The 21,224-nt window shown below is 69.3% G+C and carries 15 protein-coding genes; 4 read left to right on the plus strand and 11 right to left on the minus strand.

Annotated features, from left to right (window positions below; translation table 11 throughout):
* Positions 1 to 5: 5 nt before the first annotated feature.
* Together KEG57_RS39495 and KEG57_RS39500 are read right to left on the minus strand one after the other, a co-directional pair.
* The gene (locus KEG57_RS39495; RefSeq protein ID WP_272425809.1) at positions 6 to 944 is read right to left on the minus strand and encodes a CHAD domain-containing protein; all 939 of its coding nucleotides are present in this window, start codon (positions 942 to 944) and stop codon (positions 6 to 8) included.
* Positions 941 to 2,638, minus strand: coding sequence for a ribonuclease J (locus KEG57_RS39500; protein WP_272425810.1), 1,698 nt, complete (start codon positions 2,636 to 2,638; stop codon positions 941 to 943). The genes KEG57_RS39495 and KEG57_RS39500 overlap by 4 nt, the downstream gene beginning before the upstream one ends.
* Positions 2,639 to 2,837: 199 nt before the next feature.
* Between KEG57_RS39500 and sppA the strand changes: the two genes are divergently transcribed.
* From sppA to KEG57_RS39515, 3 genes are all read left to right on the plus strand, one after another.
* Positions 2,838 to 4,568, plus strand: a complete 1,731-nt coding sequence (gene sppA, locus KEG57_RS39505) for a signal peptide peptidase SppA (protein WP_272425811.1) — start codon at positions 2,838 to 2,840, stop codon at positions 4,566 to 4,568.
* A gap of 589 nt (positions 4,569 to 5,157) precedes the next feature.
* Positions 5,158 to 8,502, plus strand: coding sequence for a vitamin B12-dependent ribonucleotide reductase (locus KEG57_RS39510; protein WP_272425812.1), 3,345 nt, complete (start codon positions 5,158 to 5,160; stop codon positions 8,500 to 8,502).
* Between the two features lie 166 nt (positions 8,503 to 8,668).
* A complete protein-coding gene (locus KEG57_RS39515; protein WP_272425813.1) occupies positions 8,669 to 9,133 on the plus strand; it encodes a hypothetical protein in 465 nt (154 codons plus the stop codon).
* A gap of 15 nt (positions 9,134 to 9,148) precedes the next feature.
* Here KEG57_RS39515 and thiL read toward each other — a convergent pair whose 3' ends face one another.
* The 6 genes from thiL to KEG57_RS39545 all read right to left on the minus strand — a co-directional run bounded on the left by thiL (position 9,149) and on the right by KEG57_RS39545 (position 16,074).
* Positions 9,149 to 10,108, minus strand: a complete 960-nt coding sequence (gene thiL, locus KEG57_RS39520; RefSeq protein WP_272425814.1) for a thiamine-phosphate kinase — start codon at positions 10,106 to 10,108, stop codon at positions 9,149 to 9,151.
* A gap of 9 nt (positions 10,109 to 10,117) precedes the next feature.
* Complete coding sequence (locus KEG57_RS39525; RefSeq protein WP_272425815.1) at positions 10,118 to 11,566, minus strand: ATP-binding protein; 1,449 nt, start codon at positions 11,564 to 11,566, stop codon at positions 10,118 to 10,120.
* Positions 11,563 to 12,294, minus strand: coding sequence for a GTP-binding protein (locus tag KEG57_RS39530; RefSeq protein ID WP_272425816.1), 732 nt, complete (start codon positions 12,292 to 12,294; stop codon positions 11,563 to 11,565). The genes KEG57_RS39525 and KEG57_RS39530 overlap by 4 nt, the downstream gene beginning before the upstream one ends.
* Positions 12,295 to 12,339: 45 nt before the next feature.
* Positions 12,340 to 14,109, minus strand: coding sequence for a dynamin family protein (locus KEG57_RS39535; protein ID WP_272425817.1), 1,770 nt, complete (start codon positions 14,107 to 14,109; stop codon positions 12,340 to 12,342).
* 13 nt (positions 14,110 to 14,122) lie between these two features.
* Entirely contained in the window at positions 14,123 to 15,016 is an 894-nt protein-coding gene (locus KEG57_RS39540) for a M48 family metallopeptidase (protein ID WP_272425818.1), read from the minus strand.
* A gap of 86 nt (positions 15,017 to 15,102) precedes the next feature.
* Positions 15,103 to 16,074: a homoserine kinase gene (locus tag KEG57_RS39545; RefSeq protein ID WP_272459472.1), complete on the minus strand. Its 972-nt coding sequence runs from the start codon at positions 16,072 to 16,074 to the stop codon at positions 15,103 to 15,105.
* 131 nt (positions 16,075 to 16,205) lie between these two features.
* Here KEG57_RS39545 and hflX point away from each other — a divergent pair, with 131 nt between their 5' ends.
* The gene (gene hflX, locus KEG57_RS39550; protein ID WP_272425820.1) at positions 16,206 to 18,029 is read left to right on the plus strand and encodes a GTPase HflX; all 1,824 of its coding nucleotides are present in this window, start codon (positions 16,206 to 16,208) and stop codon (positions 18,027 to 18,029) included.
* Between the two features lie 56 nt (positions 18,030 to 18,085).
* Here hflX and KEG57_RS39555 read toward each other — a convergent pair whose 3' ends face one another.
* From KEG57_RS39555 to KEG57_RS39565, 3 genes are all read right to left on the minus strand, one after another.
* Positions 18,086 to 19,063: a hypothetical protein gene (locus tag KEG57_RS39555; RefSeq protein WP_272425821.1), complete on the minus strand. Its 978-nt coding sequence runs from the start codon at positions 19,061 to 19,063 to the stop codon at positions 18,086 to 18,088.
* Between the two features lie 11 nt (positions 19,064 to 19,074).
* A complete protein-coding gene (locus KEG57_RS39560) occupies positions 19,075 to 20,358 on the minus strand; it encodes a PEGA domain-containing protein (protein ID WP_272425822.1) in 1,284 nt (427 codons plus the stop codon).
* 122 nt (positions 20,359 to 20,480) lie between these two features.
* Positions 20,481 to 21,086, minus strand: a complete 606-nt coding sequence (locus KEG57_RS39565; protein ID WP_272425823.1) for a precorrin-2 dehydrogenase/sirohydrochlorin ferrochelatase family protein — start codon at positions 21,084 to 21,086, stop codon at positions 20,481 to 20,483.
* Between the last annotated feature and the right edge of the window lie 138 nt (positions 21,087 to 21,224).

Below are 21,224 nucleotides of genomic sequence, written 5' to 3' on the forward strand. Positions count from 1 at the left end.
AGCGCTCACACGACCGTGGGTGGCTCGTCGTCCGGCCCACGATCCATGAGGTGGCGCGCCTCCACGAGGTGCGGCTCGACCTTCGATGCACGGGTCACGCGGGAAGCACGAAGCGCCGCGAGGACCGCGTCTTTCGTGGTCGCGCCGAGGCCCCGCGCGCGAGAGAGCGTGAGGATCGCCTGGTCGATGTCGTGCAGCTCCCCGAGGTGCCGCTGCATGCGCGTCGCGTGCTTGGCGAAGTGCATCGCCTTGGCGCCGAGCGGCGCGGCGAAGAGGTCGGCGGTGTACCGCAGGCGCTTGTAACGAATGCGGAGCTCGTGCATCGCCTCGACGTCGCCGACGTCCCGCATGGCCCACGTCACGACGTCACGCGCGGCGTGATCGAGGACCTGGTGACCGAGATCGACGGCGGACATGCGTCGCGGCGTGTCGCCGTAGAGGCGCGCGGCGAGCGCCTGGAAGGAGCGCTCGAGAGGCCTGATGCGCTTGCCGCCCGGCAAGGTCGGAGCGCGATGGGGAGGGCCGTCCCGGAGGAGGCGTGTCACCTCGGCGTGCTCTTTCCGGACGGCGAGGTCGCGGCGGACGAGCCAGCCGCCGAGCTCGTCGTGCGCCTCTTCGGGTAGGTCGAGCGCGGCGAGCGTCTCGCGCAGCACCTCCTCGTCGCGGAGATCGCCCGTGGCCTGGGCGTGGTAGCGGATCTCGCCCTCGATCCGCGCGAGCCGCTTGCGCCGCCAGAGCTCGCGCGCGACGCGGAGGATCGTCCGCATCCGCCGGAGCGCCACGCGGAAATCGTGGAGCGCCTCCTCGTCGGTGGGGCCGCCCGGCGTGTCGACGAGCGCGGACGACGAGACCACGAGGACCCGCTCCCGCGCGGCGCGCGCGTCCGTCATGAGCGCGTGGAGCGCCGCGGCGACGAGCTCGTGAGCGAAGTTATGCGTGTTCATATCCGCGACAGCGCCACCATGACGATCGGCCTGCGTCCCGTCTTCGCCTCGATGACGCGTCGCGCGGCGAGGCGCACCACCTCGGTCACGCCCTCGTCACTGGTCCGCGTCCGCCCGTCCGTGTCCGCGACCGCGCGCGACACAGCGATCGCCGCGGCGCGCATCACCTCGGAGGCGCCCTCCTCTTGATCGACGACGCCGCGCTGCACGATGCGCGGCGGGGCGGCGACCGCGCCACGCCGGTCGAGCACGAGCGACACCATCACCACGCCCGACCGTCCGAGCTGCGCGCGCTCGCGGATGACCTCGTCGGGCAGCTCGTCGCCGCCGTACGTCGCGACCTTGCCGACGGTCACGCGCGCGGCCTTCGCGAGCTTGTCGCCCTGCCCGCGCGGGAGCTCGACCACCTCGCCGTTCTCGGCGACGAGCACGTCCGAGACGCCGACCTCGCGAGCGAGCGCGGCGTGCCGCATGAGGTGGTGCAAGGTCCCGTGCACGGGCACGAACGAGCGCGGCCGGCAGAGCTCGATCATGCGCGTCTGCTCCTCGCGGTGCGCGTGGCCGCTCGCGTGCACGCCCCGGTCCGTGAGCCACGTCTTCAGGTCGATCCCCATGCGCAGCAAATCGCCCATCATCTCGAAGACCGGCCGGTCGTTGCCCGGGATGATGCGGCTCGACAGCACGACGACGTCGCCCGGGTCGAGCCTTAGGAGCGGGTGCGTGCCGGCGGCGAGGCGCACGAGCGCGCTCATGCGTTCGGCCTGCGTGCCGCTCGCGATGATGAGGACGCGGTCGCGCGGCATCGAGCCGAGGTGCTCGGGCGGCACGAGCAGATCACTCGGGAACTTGAGCCGGCCGCAGATCTCGGCGGCGCGGACGTGGGCCTGCACGCTGCGACCGAGCAAGCAGAGCCGCCGCCGCGTGGCCATGGCGACCTTCGCCAGCATGGCGAGCCGTTGCACGTTCGAGGCGAACATCCCGATGATGACGCGGGTCTTCGCGCGCGTGACGATCTCCTCCAGCGTCTGGCCCACGGAAAGCTCACTCGTCGAGCGGCCGGGTGAGTCCACGTTCGTGCTGTCGGAGAGCAAGAGCGAGACGCCCTCGTCGCCGAGCTCGGCGAGGCGCGCCTCGTCGGTCAGCTCGCCGTCGGGCGGCGTGGGGTCGAGCTTGAAGTCACCCGTGTGCACCACGATGCCCGCGGACGTCCGGAACGCGAGGGCCACCGCGTCGACGATCGAGTGCGTGACGCGGATGGGTTCGAACGAGAACGATCCGGCCTCGTACGTCTTGCGCGGCGCGACCGGGATGAGCTCGACCTCGTCGTCGCCGTAGCCGTGCTCGGCGAGCCTGTGCTTGACGAGCTCGAGCGCGTGGGCCGGCCCGTAGACCGGGACGTCCTCATCGAGGTGCGCGAGCAGATAGGGCAGCCCCCCGATGTGGTCCTCGTGTCCGTGGGTCAGCACGACGGCGCGCACGCGGTCCTTGTGCCCGACGACGTAGTCGAAGCGCGGGTGGTACGTGTCGATGCCGAGGTCGGTCGTCGGGAACGTGACGCCACAGTCGACGAGCACGACGTCGTCGCCTTGTTCGAGCGCCATGCAGTTCATCCCGATCTCGCCGAGCCCGCCGAGGGGGACGATCCGCAAGGGGGAGCGCCCGTTCGAAGGGCCGCGCGGGGGAAGGGGGGACATGCCGCTCTGCGAGTCGTTCAACGAGGACAACAGCGCTCCTTGTCGCGTTCGAGCGCCGTCATCGGCCCGCTCGTTCTCCGGAGCATAACGCGGCCTGGGCGGTATGGCGCCCTTCACGAGGAGGGAACGGCCCGATCTACCGCCCTCGCCTCCGAGGGTCTACGTTGCGCCCGCTGCTCTCCAGCATCCAAAGGCTCCCTTGCTCCGCTCCGTCCTCACGAATCTCCTCCTCCTCCTCGTGATGCCCCTCCGGTGGCTGCGCCGCTCGTTCGCCATCCCGAAGGGCGGCTACGTCGTGCTCGACCTCGACGGCCCCGTCGTCGACAACCTGCCTTCGAGGCCCCGCGGGCTCGTCCGAATCCTGCGCCGCGTGCGCCCGCCGCTCTCGGTGACGCGGGTGCGGGAGCTCTGCGAGCTCATCGCCGGCGACGACCGGGCGGCGGGCCTCTTCGTTCGGCTCGACGGATTCGCGGCCGGTCCGAGCGTGCTCGCCTCGCTGCGCAAGGTGTTCGCGAGCCTGAGGGACGCGGGCAAGGAGGTCGTCTTCTACCTGCCCATGGGCGGGGACAACGACACGATGTACCTCGCGTCGGCGGGGCGCCGCGTCGTGGTCGGGCCGGAGACGCTCGTCGCGCCGATCGGCTACGCGGCGACGGGACAGTATCTGCGCCGGGCGCTCGCCGAGATCGGGGTCGAGCCCGAAGTTTTTGCGCGCGGCACGTACAAGTCCGCCGCCGAGCCGCTCGTGCGCGACGCGATGAGCGAGGCGCAACGCGAGCAGCTCGGCGAGGTGCTCGGCGCGCGGCACGACGCGCTCGTCCGGGCGCTCGCGGAGCGGTGCGGCGGAGACCTGGGCGTCGCGTCACGCTGGATCGACGAGGCGCCGTACCGAGCGAGCCGCGCCGCCGAGCTCGGGCTCGTCGACGCCGTCGCCTACGAGGACGAGGTCACGACGCTGCTCGGCAAGGAGCCGGCCCCGACGGCGCGCTGGGTGCCGGCGGGCCACTACTTCGCGGCGCGTCGAAATCGTGGCTTCCGGCCACTCCTCCCGCGGCCGGTCGTGGGCCTGGTCGAGGTGCACGGGCCCATCGTCTCGCGCAGCCGCTTCTCGCTCGGCAAGCTCGCCGTCGAGGAGCGCGTCGTCCGGGCGCTCCGCGCGGCGCGTAGCAGCCGACGCATCGCGGCCGTCGTGCTGCACATCGACTCGCCTGGCGGCAGCGCCGTCGCCTCGGACCGCATCCACCATGAGGTCGAGCTCCTCGCGAAGGAGAAGCCGGTCGTCGCGTACCTCTCGAACGTCGCGGCGAGCGGCGGCTACTACGTGGCGGCGGCGGCGCGCGTCATCATCGCCGAGCCCCAGGTCATCACCGGCTCCATCGGCGTCGTGTCGGCGCACTTCGTCTTGCGTGGGCTCCTCGAGAAGCTCGGCGTCTCGACGGACGTGGTCAAGCGGGGGGCGCGCGCCGATCTGTTCTCACCCGTCCGGCCGCTCGAGGCGTCCGAGCGCGCGGTGCTCGAGTCCGAGGCCGACGCCTTCTACCGGACCTTCGTGGGCGTGGTCGCGCGCGGGCGGGGCCGACCCTTCGAGGACATCGACAAGCTCGCGCAGGGCCGCATCTACAGCGGGACCGAGGCGCAGGCGCGGGGGCTCGTCGACGAGCTCGGCGGCCTTGCGGACGCGGTCGCTCGGGCGTCGACGCTTGCGGGGCTTGGGCCGCTTGAGCCTCGGCTCGTTGCGCCGCCGCGGGGGGAGGGGCCGCCGCCGGCTGCGGCGCGCGTGGCCCGGGCGGCGCTCTCGGCGCTCGGGGCGCTTGGCCTCTCGCCGTGGGCCGAGCGCGTCTTGCTCGGGCTGAACCTCGGGCCGAGCGAGCGCGTGCTCGTCTACGAGCCGTGGGGTTCGGGTGGACGAACCTGGCTGGACCTCAGGTAACGTTTTCCCAACAGATCCCGCAGGATCCGCGCTCTCCGTCCTTTTTTGTGGCGCGTGGTGGGAACGACGCTACGCACCCGCGCGACGGCGGCGACGCCTGATCCGTCACGCCTCGTGTTGTCAATGCGTTGTTTCCTTACATTTGGCGAGTCCACACAATTCGACCGAATTGAAAATGGTGTGGGATGATAAACGGAATTTTCCTGCCAAGCGAGGTTACCGGAGTTTGCCCGAGGCGCTCCATATCTCGGTCTTTGTTCAGAAAAACCAGGGTAGGGCGGGACAAATCCACAGGGGTGCAGTGGTTCATGTGGTTTGGTGTGCTGAACCCTCATCTTGCTCTTGAGGGCTTGCCTGTACGCTAGGGGTTGGGGTACGACGGCGACCTGGACACTGCCGGTGGGGTTCGCCCGTCGGCGGTGGGTCGCCCGCCGGGGTGAGTCGAGCCCGGCGCGGCAAACGAATTCGAATAACTCCTGAACAAAAGCAGAGGCAGTGCCGCGGGCCTGCCAATGCAGCGTCGCCACTGTACGATTCTCGGAGCGGTTCGTACGGACAGGCGACGTTTTCCATCTTGGGAGACATGTAGATGGCGCAGCCGACGATCGGTGAGGAAGGCGGGAAGGTGGCGAAGGCGTCAGGGGAGGCCACGAAGCGCGCGGCCCGCACCTCGGACAAGCCGGGCAAGACCGCGGCAGCCGCGGCGGCCGGGGCCGCGGTCTCCGCGAAGGAGGCGAAGAAGGCGGCGCGTCCGCGTGGCCTCACCTTCGACCGGGTCTTCACGCACCGGGGGGCGAACCCGCTCGACGAGGTCACCTGGGAGCGCCGTTCGAGCGTCATCAACAACCCCGACGGCTCCGTGGTCTTCAAGATGGAGGGGGCCGAGGTGCCGGCGGGCTGGTCGCAGCTCGCGACGGACATCGTCGTCTCCAAGTACTTCCGCAAGGCCGGTCTCCACGGGAAGAAGGAGCTCGGCGAGACCAGCGTGCGCCAGGTGGTCGAGCGCCTGGCCAAGACGATCCGCGAGGCGGGCGAGAACTTCGGCGGCTACTTCGCCAGCACCAAGGAAGCGGAGGTCTTCGAGGCGGAGCTCACCTTCCTCCTCGTGAACCAGTACGGCGCCTTCAACTCGCCCGTCTGGTTCAACTGCGGCCTCTACCACCGCTACGGCATCGTCGGGGCCGGCGGCAACTACGCCTGGACCGAGCAGAAGCAGCCCTTCGACCGCGAGGAGGGGGACGGGTCGATCGTCGAGCTCTCGAACGCGTACGAGCGTCCGCAGTGCTCGGCTTGCTTCATCCAGTCGATCAACGACGACCTGATGAGCATCTACGACCTCGTGAAGAGCGAGGCGCGGCTCTTCAAGTACGGGTCGGGCACGGGCACGAACTTCAGCACGATCCGGGGCAAGCAGGAGAAGCTCTCGGGCGGCGGGACGAGCTCGGGGCTCATGAGCTTCCTCGAGGTCTTCGACCGCGCGGCCGGCGCGACGAAGAGCGGCGGCACGACGCGCCGCGCCGCGAAGATGGTCTGCCTCGACATGGACCACCCGGAGATCGTCGACTTCATCCAGTGGAAGGTCCGCGAGGAGCGCAAGGCGCAGATGCTCATCGGCGCCGGCATGTCCTCGGACTTCAACGGCGAGGCCTACCACACGGTCAGCGGCCAGAACTCGAACAACTCGGTCCGCGTCACCGACGATTTTATGCGGGCCGTGTCCACCGGCGGGACCTGGGAGACGCGGGCTCGGACCACCGGCGAGGTCGTCGAGACCCTGAATGCGAAGGACCTCTGGCGTTTGGTCGCCGACGCGGCGTGGGCCTGCGCCGACCCCGGCGTGCAGTACGACTCGACGATCAACCGCTGGCACACCTGCCCGAACTCGGGCCGGATCAACGCCTCGAACCCGTGCTCCGAGTACATGTTCCTCGATGACACGGCTTGTAACCTCGCGAGCCTGAACCTCACGAAGTTCCTCCGCGCCGACGGCTCCTTCGACATCGAGGGCTTCCGCCACGCGACGCGCGTCTTCTTCGTGGCGCAGGAGATCCTCGTGGACTTCTCGTCCTACCCGACGAAGCCCATCGCGCGGAACTCGCACGACTACCGTCCGCTCGGGCTCGGGTACGCCAACCTCGGCACGCTGCTCATGCTCCTCGGCATCCCGTACGACTCGGACCAGGGTCGCGCGGTGGCCGGCGCCATCACGGCGATCATGTGCGGCCATGCGTACAAGGTTTCGGCCGAGATGGCCGGTTCACGCGGGCCGTTCCCGGGCTACGCGAAGAACCGCGAGCCGATGCTGCGGGTGATGGGCCTGCACCGCGACGCGGCGTACGCGATCGATCGGGAGAAGTGCCCGGAGCCGCTCTGGCGCGCGGCGTGCGCGGACTGGGACGAGGCGGTGCGCATCGGCCAGCAGAACGGCTACCGCAACGCGCAGGCGACGGTGCTCGCGCCGACGGGGACGATCGGCCTGCTCATGGACTGCGACACGACGGGCATCGAGCCCGACTTCGCCCTCGTGAAGTTCAAGAAGCTCGCGGGCGGCGGGTACTTCAAGATCGTGAACCAGTCGGTGCCGGAGGCGCTGCGCCGGCTCGGCTACAGCGAGCACGAGGTGCAGGAAATCGTCGCTTACGTCTCGGGCACGAACACGCTGCTCGCGGCGCCGAACGTGAACCGGGCGTCGCTCAAGCAGCGTGGCTTCACGAACGACGACCTCGCGAAGATCGAGGCGGCCATCCCGGGCGTCTTCGACCTCGGCCTCGCCTTCAGCCCGTGGGTGCTCGGCGAAGAGACGTACGTGCGGCTCGGCATTACACCCGAGCAGCGCCAGACGCCGGGCTTCTCGCTCCTGCGCGCGCTCGGGTTCTCGTCGTCGGAGATTGCCGAGGCGAACGAGGTGATCGTCGGTCGCATGACGGTCGAGGGCGCTCCGCACCTGCGCGAAGAGCACTACGCGGTGTTCGACTGCGCGAACCGGTGCGGGAAGATTGGCAAGCGGTTCCTCGCGCCGATGTCGCACGTGCGCATGATGGCGGCGGCGCAGCCGTTCCTCTCGGGCGCCATCTCGAAGACGGTGAACCTGCCGAATGAGGCGACCGTCGAGGAGGTGCAGAAGATCTACGAGGAGGGTTGGCGCCTCGGCCTGAAGGCGGTCGCGCTCTACCGCGACGGCTGCAAGGCGTCGCAGCCGCTCTCCGCGTCGGGTGATTCGAAGGAGGAGAAGGCGGAGAAGGCCGAGAAGACCGAGGCGAGGGCCGAGGTCGTGGCGGCGACGCAGGCGCCCGCGGTGCCTGCGCTCCGGCCGACCGGTGCGCGGGTGCGCCTGCCGAAGAAGCGCACGGGCTTCACGCAGGAGGCGACCGTTGGTGGGCATAAGATCTTCGTCCGCACCGGCGAGTACGTCGACGGCACGCTTGGCGAGATCTTCATCGACATGCACAAGGAGGGCGCGGCCTTCCGCTCGCTCATGAACTGCTTTGCCATGAGCGTGTCGGTCGGCCTGCAGTACGGCGTGCCGCTCGAGACCTTCGTCGATCAGTTCACGTTCACGCGCTTCGAGCCGCAGGGTGTGGTCGAGGGGCATGACTACGTGAAGCTGTCGACGTCGATCGTCGACTACATCTTCCGTGTGCTCGGCATCGAGTACCTGCACCGGTACGACCTTGCGCACGTGCAGCCGCAGCCGGCGGCGACGATCCAGGATCCGACCGAGACGCGGGCGCAGGAGAGCTCGTCGGCCTCGCCGGCGCTGCCTGCCGCGCCGGCCCGCGTCGAGGCGCAGGAGCGCGTCACGAGTGCCCTCGATGCGCAGCTCGAGGACATGATGGGCGACGCCCCGGTTTGCGACGGTTGCGGCCACATCACGGTCCGCAACGGCGCTTGCTACAAGTGCCTGAACTGCGGCAACAGCATGGGCTGCAGCTAAATTCCCGATGCATCGACCGCATCGCGGTCGATGCACCCTCGGTCCAGGCCGTGCCTGGTCCGGGTCCAGGGGTGGACAACCCCTGGTCGGGCCCGGGGTGAAACCCCGGCTCCCCGCCACCGCCTCGGAAGTAGCCGCCGCCCTGAAACACAGGTAAACGGCATTCATGCTCACTTCTGCTCGCGCGTGTTCCGCCCTGCTCACGTTTGCCCTCGGCGCGCTGCTCTTCACCGGCTGCAAGAAGGAAGAAGAGGCACCCCAGGCCGTTCCGATTCCCTCGGCGGCTCCTGCGCCGGTCAAGGCCACGGAAGATGCGCCGCAGGCGGCGCAAGGGTCGGCGGCCGGCAGCGCTGCGCCCACCGAGGCTGCGCCTACGCCGTCGGCTGCGCCTACGCCCACGGAACAGCCGAAGGCCGTGGCTGCGCCTTCGATTGATGGGTGCTGCTCGGCGCTTCAGGCCCTGGCGAAGGACCCGAAGGCGAACGCGACCGTCAAATCGAAGGCTGCCTCCGCGGCTGCGATGTGCGCCAGCACGTCGAAGCTCGTCAAGGAGGGCAAGGCTCCGCGCTCGACTGCGCTCACGCAGATTCGCGCCACCATGGCCGGGAGCGCGCCTTCTGCCTGCAATTAGTTCGGGGTCGAACGATCAGCCGAAGTGGTCGTAGCCGCGCTCTTCCACGGGGACGCGCGTGCCGCCTTCCTGTTCGAGTGCGACGCCGCTCGAGCGGCCCTCGGCCGGGAACACCTTCCCGATTCGCGTGAAACCTGGAGGCAACGCGTCCTCCGGCACGGTCACCACGACGGCGTAGTCCTCGCCGCCGTGGAGTGCGAGTGCGAGCGGATCTGCCCCGAGGAGCGCTGCCGCTCGCGTGAGCTCGGCCGTCACGAGTGCTGCCGGGTCGAGCACCACGAGCACGCGGCTCGCCCGCGCCACGTGCCCCACGTCCCGGGCGAGCCCGTCCGACACGTCGATCGCCGCGCTGGCCACGTCCCGCGCCGCGAGCCCTGCCGCGATGCGCGCCACGGGCCTCCGGTAGGCGCGCACGGCCGGCGCTGCGTCGGCTTCCTCCGCGCGCCCTCGCTCGATCAGCACGAGCCCTGCTGCCGAGAGCCCGAGGGGCCCGGCGATCGCCACGACCTCCCCGGGCTTTGCGCCTGACCGACCGAGCGGGCGCGGCGTCTCGCCGAGCGCGGTCGTCGTGATCGAGATTTCCCGCCCGCGCGCGAGGTTCCCGCCGATGATTTGAGTACCAACTTCCTTTGCCGCCTCGTGTTGTCCTTCCGCGATGGCGCGCAGGTCTTCGTCGGTCACGTCCTCCGGCAGCACGAGGCCTGCGAGGATGCCGAGCGGCGTCGCGCCCATCGCTGCGAGGTCGCTCGTCGCGGCCATCGTCGCGCGGTAGCCGAGATCCGCCATCGAGACGAGGTCGCGCCGGAAGTGGATGCCTTCGACCTGCGCGTCGATGGTCCAGACGAGGGGCTCCTTGCCCGGCCCGATCACGGCTGCGTCGTCGCCGATGCCCACGATCGTCCGGCCCGAGCCATCCGCGCCGAACACGCGCGCGAGCATGTCGATCCGCGCGCGCTCCGAGCTCCGAGCTGTCATGCCCCGACTTTACGCGAACCGCACCGAGATCGCCGCCTTCGAAGGCGGCGCCGACGGACGCGACGCGGGCAAACGCACGACGAAGACGGCGCCTGTCGGCTCGTGGCCCTCGATGTGCACGGTGCCGTGGTGCGCTTCGACGAGCCGCTTCACGATCGAGAGGCCGAGCCCCGTGCCGCCGTGCTCGCGCGTCGACGACTGATCCACCTGGTAAAACGGATCAAAGACCTTGTCGCGCTCGGCCTCCGGGATGCCGATGCCCGTGTCGGCCACGCGCACCTCGACCATCTGCCGAAGCGGCGCGAGCAGCACCATGCCGGGCTCGTCGCTAACGTCCGCCTCGGTCGCCATCTGCCGCGCGACCATCTGCACCGTGCCGCCCGGCGGTGTGAACTTGATGGCGTTCTCGCCGAGGTTCACGAACACCTGCCTGAGGCGCTCCGGATCACCGAGCACGAGCGGCAGATCTCCCGGCGCGTCCACGGTGAGCGTGACGCCCTTTTTCGTGGCCACGGGCGCGACTGTCGAGGCTGCTTCTGCGAGCACCACGCCGATCGCCACGTCGCTCCGGCGCATCATCACGGTGCCGCTCTCGAGCTTCGACAGGTCGAGCAGGCTCATGATGAGCTTCAGGAGCTGATCACTCTTCGCCTGGATGATCTGCACGAAGTCGAGCTGCGGCCCCGTCAGCTCGCCGGCGATGCCGCCCACGAGCATCTCGCTGTAGCCGAGGATCGAGGTGAGCGGCGTCCGGAGCTCGTGCGAGATCGTCGCGAGGAAGTTCGACTTCAGCTTGTCGAGCTCCTGCTGCCGCTCGTAAGCCTGCTCGAGCGCCGCGTTCTTTTCGGAGAGCTCGCGGTAGCTCTCGCGGATCGACGCGATGTGCATCTTCGACGTGAGCAGGGCCTTGTGCCCGCTCCAGAGGATCACGTCGAGCACGGCGACGAGATGCTTCGAGACGATCTCGGCCGTCGCCTCGGTCGCGCGCGCCATGTGCGGCAAAAGCTCCGCCGCGCGCGCCGGATCGATGCCTTCGATCGCGAGCAGCGTGTCGGGCACGCTCTCGACCGAAGGCGGGAGGTAGGGGCCGAGGATCGCGCGGCCGATGGTGCCGCCCTCGTATTCGATCGGGACGACGCGGTAACGCGCGCCGGTGAAGCAGCCGTGCGTGGCGCCTTCGCTCGACGTGACGCGGAGGCGTTTGACCTCGGAGACGATGGCGCCGCAGGCGCGGCGGCCCGCGGGCTCCTCGTTGATCATCGCGCAGAGCGGGGCCTCGCGTGACGAGCTCGCCAGGCTCACGCCCGAGTTCGAGACGATACGCACGGGCATGCCGAAGACCTGCTCGATCGAGCCGACCATGCCGCGCATCGCCTCGCGGTCGACGAGGTCCTCGAGCCTGAGAGGTCCGAGTCCGAGGCCGAGCGCGTCGACGTCGGTCGAGCGCTCGTCGCTCAAGGAGCGCCTCCGGGCGCAGCGCCGGCCGCCCGGCCGCCCATCCGCGCGGCGATGAGCTCGCGGAACGGCGTGGTCACGCCGAGCTGCTGCGCCGCGGTCGAGACGAGGTCGTCGCCGTCGATCGAGAGCTTGCGCGCGAGCTGATGGCTCTGATCGAGCGACCGCCACGTGAGCCAGAGCAGGCAGACGAACGTCTCGACGACACCGATCCCGCGCGTCGCGACCGCGCGGAACACCGGCTCCTTGCCGCGCGCCGCGAGCCGCGCGAGCTCCTCGTCGCTGCGGATGTCCGGCAGATCCCGTTTGTTGAACTGGATCACGAGCGGCATCTTCGAGATCTCGATCCCGTTGTCGCGCAGGTTCTGGCGCAGATCGAGGAACGCGTCGGCGTTGCGTTGTGTCTCGGAGACGCGCGAGTCGGCGATGAGCGCGACGCCGTCGGCGCCTTGCAAGACGAGCCTGCGCGTCGCGGCGTGGATCGGCTGGCCGGGGACGGTGAAGAGCTTGATGCGGAGCGAGACGTCGCCGTCTTTCGAGCGGAACGTGAGCGGCAGGAGATCGAAGAAGAGCGTGCGGTCGTCTTGCGTCTCGAGCGTCATGAGCCGCCCGCGCGCGTCGGCGCCGGCGCGGCCGTGCAGAGCGACCAGGTTCGTGGTCTTTCCGCTCAGCGCAGGACCGTAATAGACGAGCTTGATCGAGATCTCGCGTGATGCGAAATCGAGCTGCACGCTTGCACTATCGCATGGGCCGAGGGCGCACGTCCCCCGGGATCGTCACTTCGCGGCCGCGTCCGTGGTCCAGAGCGAGCGGCGCATGGATTCGAGACGCTCCACCACGCCCGTGAGCTCCTTCGCTTCCGCGTCGCAAGCCTGCGTCGCGGCCTCCACGCCCGGCGCCTTGCCCGCTCGCTCGGAGCGCGCGGCTTCCAGCACCTCGATGACCTCGCGGTGAAGTTCCTCGCCTGCGGTCACGACCCACTGGTCGAGCCGCTGCGCGAACTCCTGGATCATCTCGTCGAGCTTGGGCCCCACGCGCGCGCCGGCCTCACGCAGCGCGTTCGGCGCGAGCTCCTTGGCGCGCTTCTTCGTCTCGGCCTCGACCTTGTCCTTCACGTAGACGGCGAGGACCGGGGAGGCGAGCAGAAGCAGGCCGCCGAGCAGGACGTTCGTGAACATCACGCCGAGCCCGAGCGTGAAGAGCGCGAAGACGCCCACGTCGTAGCCGAGCGTGTCGACCTCCACGCTGGGCGAGCGGACGTCCGAACCGAGCGCTTGCCCGACGCGCTTGGCCACGTCGTGCGCGTCCTCGCGGACGAGCGCGATCGTCTTCTCGGCCAGCGCTTCGAGCGCGTTCGCGATCTCCTTCGTCTCGGCTTGCGCCCAGTCGGCGAACGTCTTCTCGAGGAAGGGGCCGAGCCACACCTTGATGTCGTCGGCCGAGTGGTTGTCGACGAGGTCCGGGATCTGCCGGGTCACGTCGTCGACGAAGTGAGCGAGATCTCGCTGCACCCAGGCGCGGATCGCGGCGACCTCCTCGCGAATGCCCGCGCGACGCTCCTCGATCGTGCGCGACTGGCCCGCGAGATCCTTCTCCAGGAGGTCGATGCGACGCGTGAGCTCCTCGCTCGACATCTGCGCGGCGCGCCTGCGCGCGTCGATGCCCTTCACGAGCATGCGCGCGGCTTCGAGGCCCTCGCCGAGCGCGTTGTCGAGCAGGATGCGGCCTCGCTCCTCGGCGAGGAACTTCGTCATGTGCGAAAGCAGCTCGGGCATGCCGCTCTCCTCGGGGTGACCTTCGGCCGCGCGCTTCGCGCTCACGGGGAAGACCACGGGCGTGCGGATGAGCTTCGCGAGCTCGGTGCGGATGTACGCGAGCGCCTCTTCCTCTTCGTCGTCGCTCCAGATGTCCTTCTTGGTGACGACGAAGATGATCTTGTCGCGCGACTGGCCGAGCAGCTTCTCGTTGAGGAAGACGCGCTCGCTCTCCTTGAGCGGCTGGCCCGCGTCGATGAGGAAGAGCACGGCGTCGGAGCGCGGGATGTAGCTGTAGGTGATGTCCGCGCGCTGGAGCGAGAGGTCGTTCACGCCTGGCGTGTCGACGAGCACGATGCGCTCGCGGAGCAGCTCCGCCGGGTAGAAGACCTCGAGGTGCTTCACCTCGCTCGTCGCGCTCTCGGAGCCTTTTTCCTGGCCGACGGCGAACTTGCGCACCTCCTCGAACGGCATCGTCGTGCGCTCGCCCGAGGCGCGCACGAGCTCCGCGCGGGGCTCGGGCGCGTATTCGAGGTGATGAATGACGGCCGTCGTCGGGGTCACGCCGACGGGCAGGACCTCGGCGCCGAGCAGCGCGTTCACGAACGTCGTCTTGCCGTGGTTGAACTCGCCGACGACGACGAGATGGAAGCGGTCGGCCGCGAGTTTGTCGACGACGTCGCTGCCGATGCGGCGCGTCAGCGATTTCGCGCCGACGCGGCCGGCGATCGAGAGCAGCTCGCGTAGCGCCGTGGTGACTTCGACCTGTCTCGTGCGGAATGTCTCGAGCATCGTGCGTGCGCTCCTAGCCGACCACCTTGATGATGTCGTGCACCTTCTCGTCGACCTCTTCCATCGAGAGGCCGGGGCCATCGTGGCCGATGTGCTTCTTGTAGAGCTCGCTCTCGGCGAACGTGCGCAGGGCCATCACGCGCTTCGGCAGGTAGGGGTGGCTCGCGAGCAGCTCGCGGTAGCGGCCCACGCCTTCCCGGCCCTCCTCGTACTGCGCGAGGAACGCCTCCATGTTGAGCTCGGCGTAGAGCTTGGCCGATCCGAGCGCGAGCTTGGCGAACGTCCGCTGCGAGACGTCGAGGCTCTTGCAGCAGAGCAGGCCCGCGCGATCACACGTCACCTCGGCGCGGCGCGACCAGCTCGAGAGCGCGATCATCGCCGGCTCGACCAGCGGGCCGAGCCACCGAGACGCCATGACCTTGAGGTAGTGCATCGCCGTCAGGTAGACGACGTGGCTGTTGTGGATGTGGCCGCACTCGTGGCCGATGACGTTGCGCAGCTCCTCGTCGGAGAAGTGATCGACGAGCGCGGAGTGGACCATGATGAACGAATCGTCGTTCGTCCCGTACGTCGCCGCGTTCATCTGCGGGTTGTTGAGGATGTAGACGGTGGGCGTGGCGATGCCGAGCGTCTGCGCGCACTCAGCGGCGATGCCGTGCACGCGCGGGAACTGGTTCGTCCCGACCTTCACCGCGTGGCCGAGCAGGTCACTTTTGCCGACGGCCTTGAAGAACCGGACGGAGGCGGCGACGGCCAGCTCGACCGGCTTCATCTTGTCGAACGCGGCGCGCGTCGTCCGATCGGAGACGTACGCATACGCGTGTCCACCCCCGTCCACGCCGCCTGCGCGCTGTTCTTTGCGGTTCTCGATGAAGCCTTTGAAATCGAGCGTCCCGACTTGTGCCATGGTCCTCGAAGGTAACGGTGTGCCCCCCACGGCGCAACCGTCGGCCCAGGATCCACCACGAAAATCAAAACTCCTTCACGCGGCCTTCACACGCCGAGCATTTCGACGAGACCACGCGCGGAGAGCGCTTCGAGCGCCGCCGTGCGCGCCACGAAGCGCCGGTAATCCTTGAAGGCGACCACGCCGCGTGGACGCAATTCATAGTCCGTGACGCGCGTGATCGTGAAGCGGAGCGTCGCGAAGAGCGCCGCGTCGTGGAGTGCCGCTCGCTCGTCGTCCGCGAGGGCGCGGACCGCGGAATATCCGCCCGCGAGGGCCCGCGCGAGGCCTCGATCGAGGCCGTCTCCGAAGCACCACGCGAGCACCGTGACCATGAGATCGAACGCGGCCGAGCCGCTCGACGAGCTCTCGAAATCGAGGAGCGCGGTGAGCGCGCCGTCCCTGAACAGGACGTTGTCCCGAAAGAGATCCGCATGGATCACCGGGAGCGTCGGGCCGAGGCTCACCCGCGAGAGACGGTCGAGCTGCCGTTCGAGCTCGGGCAGGAGGTTTCGAATGTGCTCCGGGACGTTCGTCCGCTCGCGAAGATGCGCGAGCCGCGCCGCGAGATCCTCAGGGCCGAACCGCGTCACGAGCGGCTCGCCGAATGACGCGCCCGCGAGGTGCACCCGCGCGAGCCCTTCCCCCACGGCGCGCGCGTGCGCCTCGGTCACGCCGCGCTGACAGACGACCTCGCCTTCGATCCACGGGAACACGACCGCGGGTTTGCCCGCGTGCTCGGCCACGAACGAGCCGCCTCCCGAGGCGAGTGGAAGCGGCTTCGGGGTAGGTACGCCGCGCGCGGCGAGGTGCGCGAGCAGGCGCGCCTCCCGCTCGGCCGAGGCCGCATCCGCGCCCTCGTAAATCCGCAAAAAGACCCGGCTTCCGCCTTCGATCGTGAGCTCGTAGCTCGTGTTCACGCTGCCCGCGTCGAGACCGTGCGCGCCCGTGATCACGAGGCCGAAGCGCGCGCCGAGCGCCCGAGCTTCGTCGATCGAGAGTGCCGTGAAGATGCCCATGTCCGGCTGCACGGTACCAAGGCGCCGCCTCTCGCGCCCCGGGGATCCGTGCGTTATGAAAGGGAGGCACGAATCCATGCTTGGGGGAGGCGCTCCGGCGAGCGGAGCTTGGCCCTCAAACCACCGTCCGAATGCAACAGATCTACGGAAACACCACGGGCCTCAGCCCGCACGCGGTTCGACTTCTGGAGCGTATCTACCGGCGCAAGGTGCCCCTCGATCACGTGGCCACGCCGGAGCTCGTCAAATCTCTCGCCGAGGCCTCGCACGTGACGGGCCGCCAGGTCGGCGCGCTCGTGCATCGATCGGGCGAGATCGACTACGTGATCGTCGGTGACGCGACGAAGCTCATGCTCCCCGACATCGGCCGCCTGCGCGCCGCCGAGGGCCGCTTCCGCGCGCTCCGCCTCGTCCACACGCACCTCTACAACGAGCAGCTCACGCGCGACGACATCGTCGACCTCGTACGCCTGCGCCTCGACCTCGTGGCCGCGATCCAGCTCTCGCCCGAAGGCGAGGCGAAGTCGATGGATCTCGCGTACAACACGCCGCCGTCGCCCGTCGCGGAAGGGGAGGACCCGCGAAATGGTTTGCCCTATCGGCGCGTGGGACCGCTACCCGTCGGCCGCATCGACATCCATTTCGGCGAGCTCATCACCGCGCTCGAAGACGAGTTCGCCCGTCGGTCGCGTATCTTCACGCACGCGAAGGATGGCCGGGCCATCCTCGTGCACGTCGCGGAGAAGTCGAAGCAAGGCGCGTACGCGGAGGCCGAGGACAGCCTGCGCGAGCTCGCCGAGCTCTCGCGCACCGCGGGCGTCGAGGTCGTCGACACCGTCATTCAGCTCCGCGACAAGATCGACCCGCGCCTCATCGTCGGGAAGGGCAAACTCGACGACATCGTGCTGCGAGCGGCCGAGCTCGACGCAGCGACGCTGGTCTTCGATCGCAACCTCACGCCCTCGCAGGCGTCGGCGATCTCCAAGCACGCAGATCTCAAGGTGATCGATCGGACCCAGCTCATCCTCGACATCTTCGCGCAACGCGCCGAGTCCGCGGACGGCAAGCTCCAGGTCGAGCTCGCGCAGCTCAAGTACGCCCTGCCGCGCCTCGCGATGAAGGACGACTCGCTCTCGCGCCTCACCGGCGGCATCGGCGGACGTGGCCCCGGCGAAACGAAGCTCGAGATCGGACGCCGCCGCGCCAAGGAGCGCGTCTCGTTCCTCGAAGCGCAGCTCAAGAAGCTCTCGCGTCAACGTGAGCAGCGGCGCCGCAAGCGCGCGCGCAAGGACGTGCCGATCGTGAGCATCGTCGGCTACACGAACGCAGGGAAGAGCACGCTCCTCAACACGCTCACGGGCTCGGACACGATCGCGGAGAACAAGCTGTTCGCCACGCTCGACACGCGCTCGCGTCGGATCCGTTTTCCCGAGGAGCGCGAGGTGATCATCACGGACACCGTCGGCTTCATCCGCGAGCTGCCGAAGGATCTGTTCGCCGCGTTCCGCGCCACGTTCGAGGAGGCCGCGGACGCGGACCTCATCCTGCACGTGGTCGACGCGAGCGACCCGGCCCACGACCAGCACATCGCGACGACCGAGGAGCTGCTCGGCGAGCTCGGGCTCTCGTCGATCCCGCGGATCCTGGTCTTCAACAAGGTCGACCTCGTCGACAAGGCCGAAGCGCGAAGGCTGCTCTTCGGCAACAAGAACGCCGTGCTCGTGTCCGCGACGAACCGCGAGACGACACGCGCGCTTCTCGCGACGATCGCCGATCGGCTGAAGGATCGCTGGGAGCAGGCGAGGACGGTGCCGGCCTACGACGTGGACGAGGACGAAGCGTCGGAGCAGGCGAGCGAAGGCGACGCCGCGGACGCGTCGGCCGAGCCGGAGCTCACGACGCTCGCCGAGCTCACGGCGGGCAAGCGGTATCGGCGGACGACGCTTCGGGTTTGAAAGGAAAAACGCGCGGGGATCCGCTTCATCGGAGCGGGCCCCGCGCGTTCGTCAGATCACGGCGCGCATTCGCCGTTCGTGCACACGTTGGAGATGCACTCGTCCGGCAGACCGCAGGGCGTGCCGGCGACCTTGAGGCAAGTCGCCGCGTCGCTGCATGCCTCACCCGCGCCGCACGCGGGATCGGCCGTGCCCGCCACGACCGGCGTGCACGTGCCCACCGAGCCTGCGTTGTTGCAGGCGAGGCAGGTCCCGTTGCACGCGCTGTTGCAGCAGACGCCGTCCGTGCAGAAGCCGCTCTGGCACGCGTTCGACGACGCGCACACCGCGCCGTTCGCGACCTTCGGCACGCACGTGGTGCCGTTGCAGTAGTTGCCCGCGGCGCAGTCCGCGTCCTGCGCGCACGTCGTGGCGCAGGCCGTCGCGCCGCAGATGTACGGCGCGCACGCGACGTTGTCGTTCGCCTGGCACGTGCCGGCGCCGTCGCAGGTGTCGGGCTGGTTCGCGACGCCGTTCGTGCAGCTCGCCGTCGCGTCTCCGCACGCCGTTCCCGCGACGTCGTCCGTCACCTGCTCGGCGCCTGCGGCGTCGCACGTGTGCTGCTTGCAATCGCCCGCCACCTCGTTCGAGGACGGCGTGCCTTGCGCCTTCGGCTCTTCGCCGCAGTTCTTGTTCGCGTCGCAGATCGCGTTGACGCACGGGCCCGACGCCGCAGGGCAGTCGGTCGCAGGATCGACGCAGTTGCCGGCGCTGCCACCGACTCCACCCGCGCCGCCTTGGCCACCTTGGCCGCCCGCGCCACCGACTCCACCCGCGCCACCTTGGCCACCTTGGCCACCTTGGCCGCCCTGACCGCCTTGGCCGCCAGCGCCACCTTGGCCGCCTTGGCCGCCGGTACCGCCCGATCCGCCGTTGCCGATCGGGATCGCATCCCGATCGACCGACGCGACGAGCTCGCAGCCCGCGCCGACGGAGAGGGCAACGCCCGTGCAGATCACGAGCGCTGCCCAGCTTCGAGTGCTCCGTGCCTTCATCGCTCTTCCGATCAGAACTTGAACGACACGACGCCGCCGCCGCCCGTCGGGCCCACGAAGGGCGCGACAACCGGCTTGTAGAGCTTCGTCTTCGCCGCCTGCTGCTGCGCGGGCTTGTCGTCACCGCCGAAGAGCAGCACCGCGCCCGTCACGCCGAACGTGAGCGCCACGGCGAACGACATGTCCGCGATGAGCGCGTTGCGATCGGTGCGGTCGGCGTTGTCGACCGTCGGGTTCGCCTCGAAGTCGCTCTTCGCGCTGAGGGCCGAGACACCGAAGATCGTGCCGACGACGGCGCCCACGCCTGCGAGGCCGAGCGTCACGTACGCGGGGACGTACGACTTCGGCGCGGGCGGCGGCTCTGCCGGAGCCGGCGGAGGCGGCGGAGGCGGCGGGGGCGGCGGGGGCGGCGGAGGCGGCGGAGGCGGCGGCTCGGCTTCGAGCTTCGGCGCCGACAGCTCCTTCGTCTCGCCGAAGGCAACCTCGACCTCTTGCGGCTGCGAGGTGATGAAGCCCTTCGCCGAATACACGAGCGTGTGCTTGCCGGGCTCGAGCTTCAGCTCGCCGGCGGGCGCGGGCTCCTTGCCGTCGACCGCGACGAGGAGGCCCGGGGCCGTCTCCGGCGTCGAGGCGATCTTGACCGTCGCGGGCGTCTTCTTCAGCGCCTCGATCTTGGCCTTCGCCTCGTTGACGCGATCCTCCCACTTCTTGGGATCGAACTTCTTCTTCTTGTCGGCGGCCTGCTCGTCGATCGCCGCGAGGAAGCCCTGGTAGGCCGCGACGGCCTCCTGCGCCTTGTTGAGCTTCTCGTACGTGACCGCGACCTTGAACTTCGCGTTGAGGCCCGGGAGCGTCTCGTCGGCGAGCTTGTATGCGTCGAGGGCGACCTGGTACTCGCCCTTCTCGAAGGCGGTGTCGCCGTCCTTCATGGACTTCGTCGCGAGATCCTTCTTCTGCTTGTCGGTGAGAGGCTTCGCCGGCTTCTTGTCGTCCTTCGCGGCGACCTTCTCGTCCTTCTTCGCAGGTGCAGCGGCGGCCTTCTCGTCCTTCTTCGCAGGTGCAGCGGCGGCCTTCTCGTCCTTCTTCGCGGGCGCCGCGGGCGCTGCGGGCGCTGCGGCCTTCTCGTCCTTCTTGGCCGGCGCCGCCGCAGGCTTCTTGTCCGCGGCGGGGGCGGCGGGCGCGGCGGCAGGGGCCTTCGCCTGCGCGTACGCCGCCGGAGACGCCGTGAGCGCCAACAGACTCGTGAGCACTGCTGCCGTGTGCAACGACGTCAGCCGGCCCGAACTCGATCGCATATCTAAGCCCTCCTCACTCGTCTCTGCTCGACTCTCTGAGTTTCGCTGAATTAACTCGCGCGGCGCGCGCGACACAAGAGGTTTGAGCAGCGCGCTTCCGCGTGCTCCCCCACCCGCGGACGTCAGGGCTCCTCGCCCCGCTCGACCCACGCGGGGAAACGAAGCCTCGCCTCCACGGCAAACCCCTTCACGGCCTCGGCCATCCGGACCGCGCGTTCTCCCCGCGGCAGCCGGGCCCGGAGGCCGGCGAGCCCCTCCAGGAACCGCGCGAACCGCGGATCGCCGAACAGCGCCTCGAGGTCCTCGCGGATCCGCCGCACCGCCCCCGGGCTCGTGCCGCCGGTCGCGAACGTCATCGAAAGGCCCGCGGCCCGCGCGACAGCCGGGTTCACGAAGGTCGACAGCTCGGGCCTATCGAGCGTGCACACGAGCCGCCCTTCCGCGAGCCCGCGGGCGTGAAACGCCGCGGCGCGGCCTTCTTCCGTGGTCGCCACGAAGACGATCGCCTTGCCGTCGACGTCGCCCGCCAATGGCTCCCTCCGCGCGAGGGCAAGCCGCCCGTCGGCAGCCATCGCCTCGATCACCGGATCGACCTCCCCCGGCGCGACGACCACGACCCGCGCCCCCGCCGCGAGCAGCCGTTCCACCTTGGCCACGACCTCCGCGCTCGCCCCGACCACGAGGGCCTCGCGACCCTGCACATCCAGCTCGATCGGCAAGTACCGCACGAATTCCGTGTACCACAGGTCTTCTGATGTCAATTGTTTGTACAACGTTTGGTAATGTTCTACAAATTCTGCCTTGACATCCACCCCCAAAATTCATCAGCCTTTGTACAACGTTGTCGTAACATGATGATGTTTGTC

The sequence above is a fragment of the Polyangium jinanense genome, from assembly GCF_028435365.1.

What these genes read in the sequence shown, in the direction of transcription:
- KEG57_RS39495 (WP_272425809.1), bottom strand. Translation starts at nt 944, where the DNA reads ATGAACACGCATAACTTCGCTCACGAGCTCGTCGCCGCGGCGCTCCAC.
- KEG57_RS39500 (WP_272425810.1), bottom strand. Translation starts at nt 2,638, where the DNA reads ATGTCCCCCCTTCCCCCGCGCGGCCCTTCGAACGGGCGCTCCCCCTTG.
- KEG57_RS39510 (WP_272425812.1), top strand. Translation starts at nt 5,158, where the DNA reads ATGGCGCAGCCGACGATCGGTGAGGAAGGCGGGAAGGTGGCGAAGGCG.
- KEG57_RS39515 (WP_272425813.1), top strand. Translation starts at nt 8,669, where the DNA reads ATGCTCACTTCTGCTCGCGCGTGTTCCGCCCTGCTCACGTTTGCCCTC.
- thiL (WP_272425814.1), bottom strand. Translation starts at nt 10,108, where the DNA reads ATGACAGCTCGGAGCTCGGAGCGCGCGCGGATCGACATGCTCGCGCGC.
- KEG57_RS39535 (WP_272425817.1), bottom strand. Translation starts at nt 14,109, where the DNA reads ATGCTCGAGACATTCCGCACGAGACAGGTCGAAGTCACCACGGCGCTA.
- KEG57_RS39540 (WP_272425818.1), bottom strand. Translation starts at nt 15,016, where the DNA reads ATGGCACAAGTCGGGACGCTCGATTTCAAAGGCTTCATCGAGAACCGC.
- KEG57_RS39545 (WP_272459472.1), bottom strand. Translation starts at nt 16,074, where the DNA reads ATGGGCATCTTCACGGCACTCTCGATCGACGAAGCTCGGGCGCTCGGC.
- hflX (WP_272425820.1), top strand. Translation starts at nt 16,206, where the DNA reads ATGCAACAGATCTACGGAAACACCACGGGCCTCAGCCCGCACGCGGTT.
- KEG57_RS39555 (WP_272425821.1), bottom strand. Translation starts at nt 19,063, where the DNA reads ATGAAGGCACGGAGCACTCGAAGCTGGGCAGCGCTCGTGATCTGCACG.
- KEG57_RS39560 (WP_272425822.1), bottom strand. Translation starts at nt 20,358, where the DNA reads ATGCGATCGAGTTCGGGCCGGCTGACGTCGTTGCACACGGCAGCAGTG.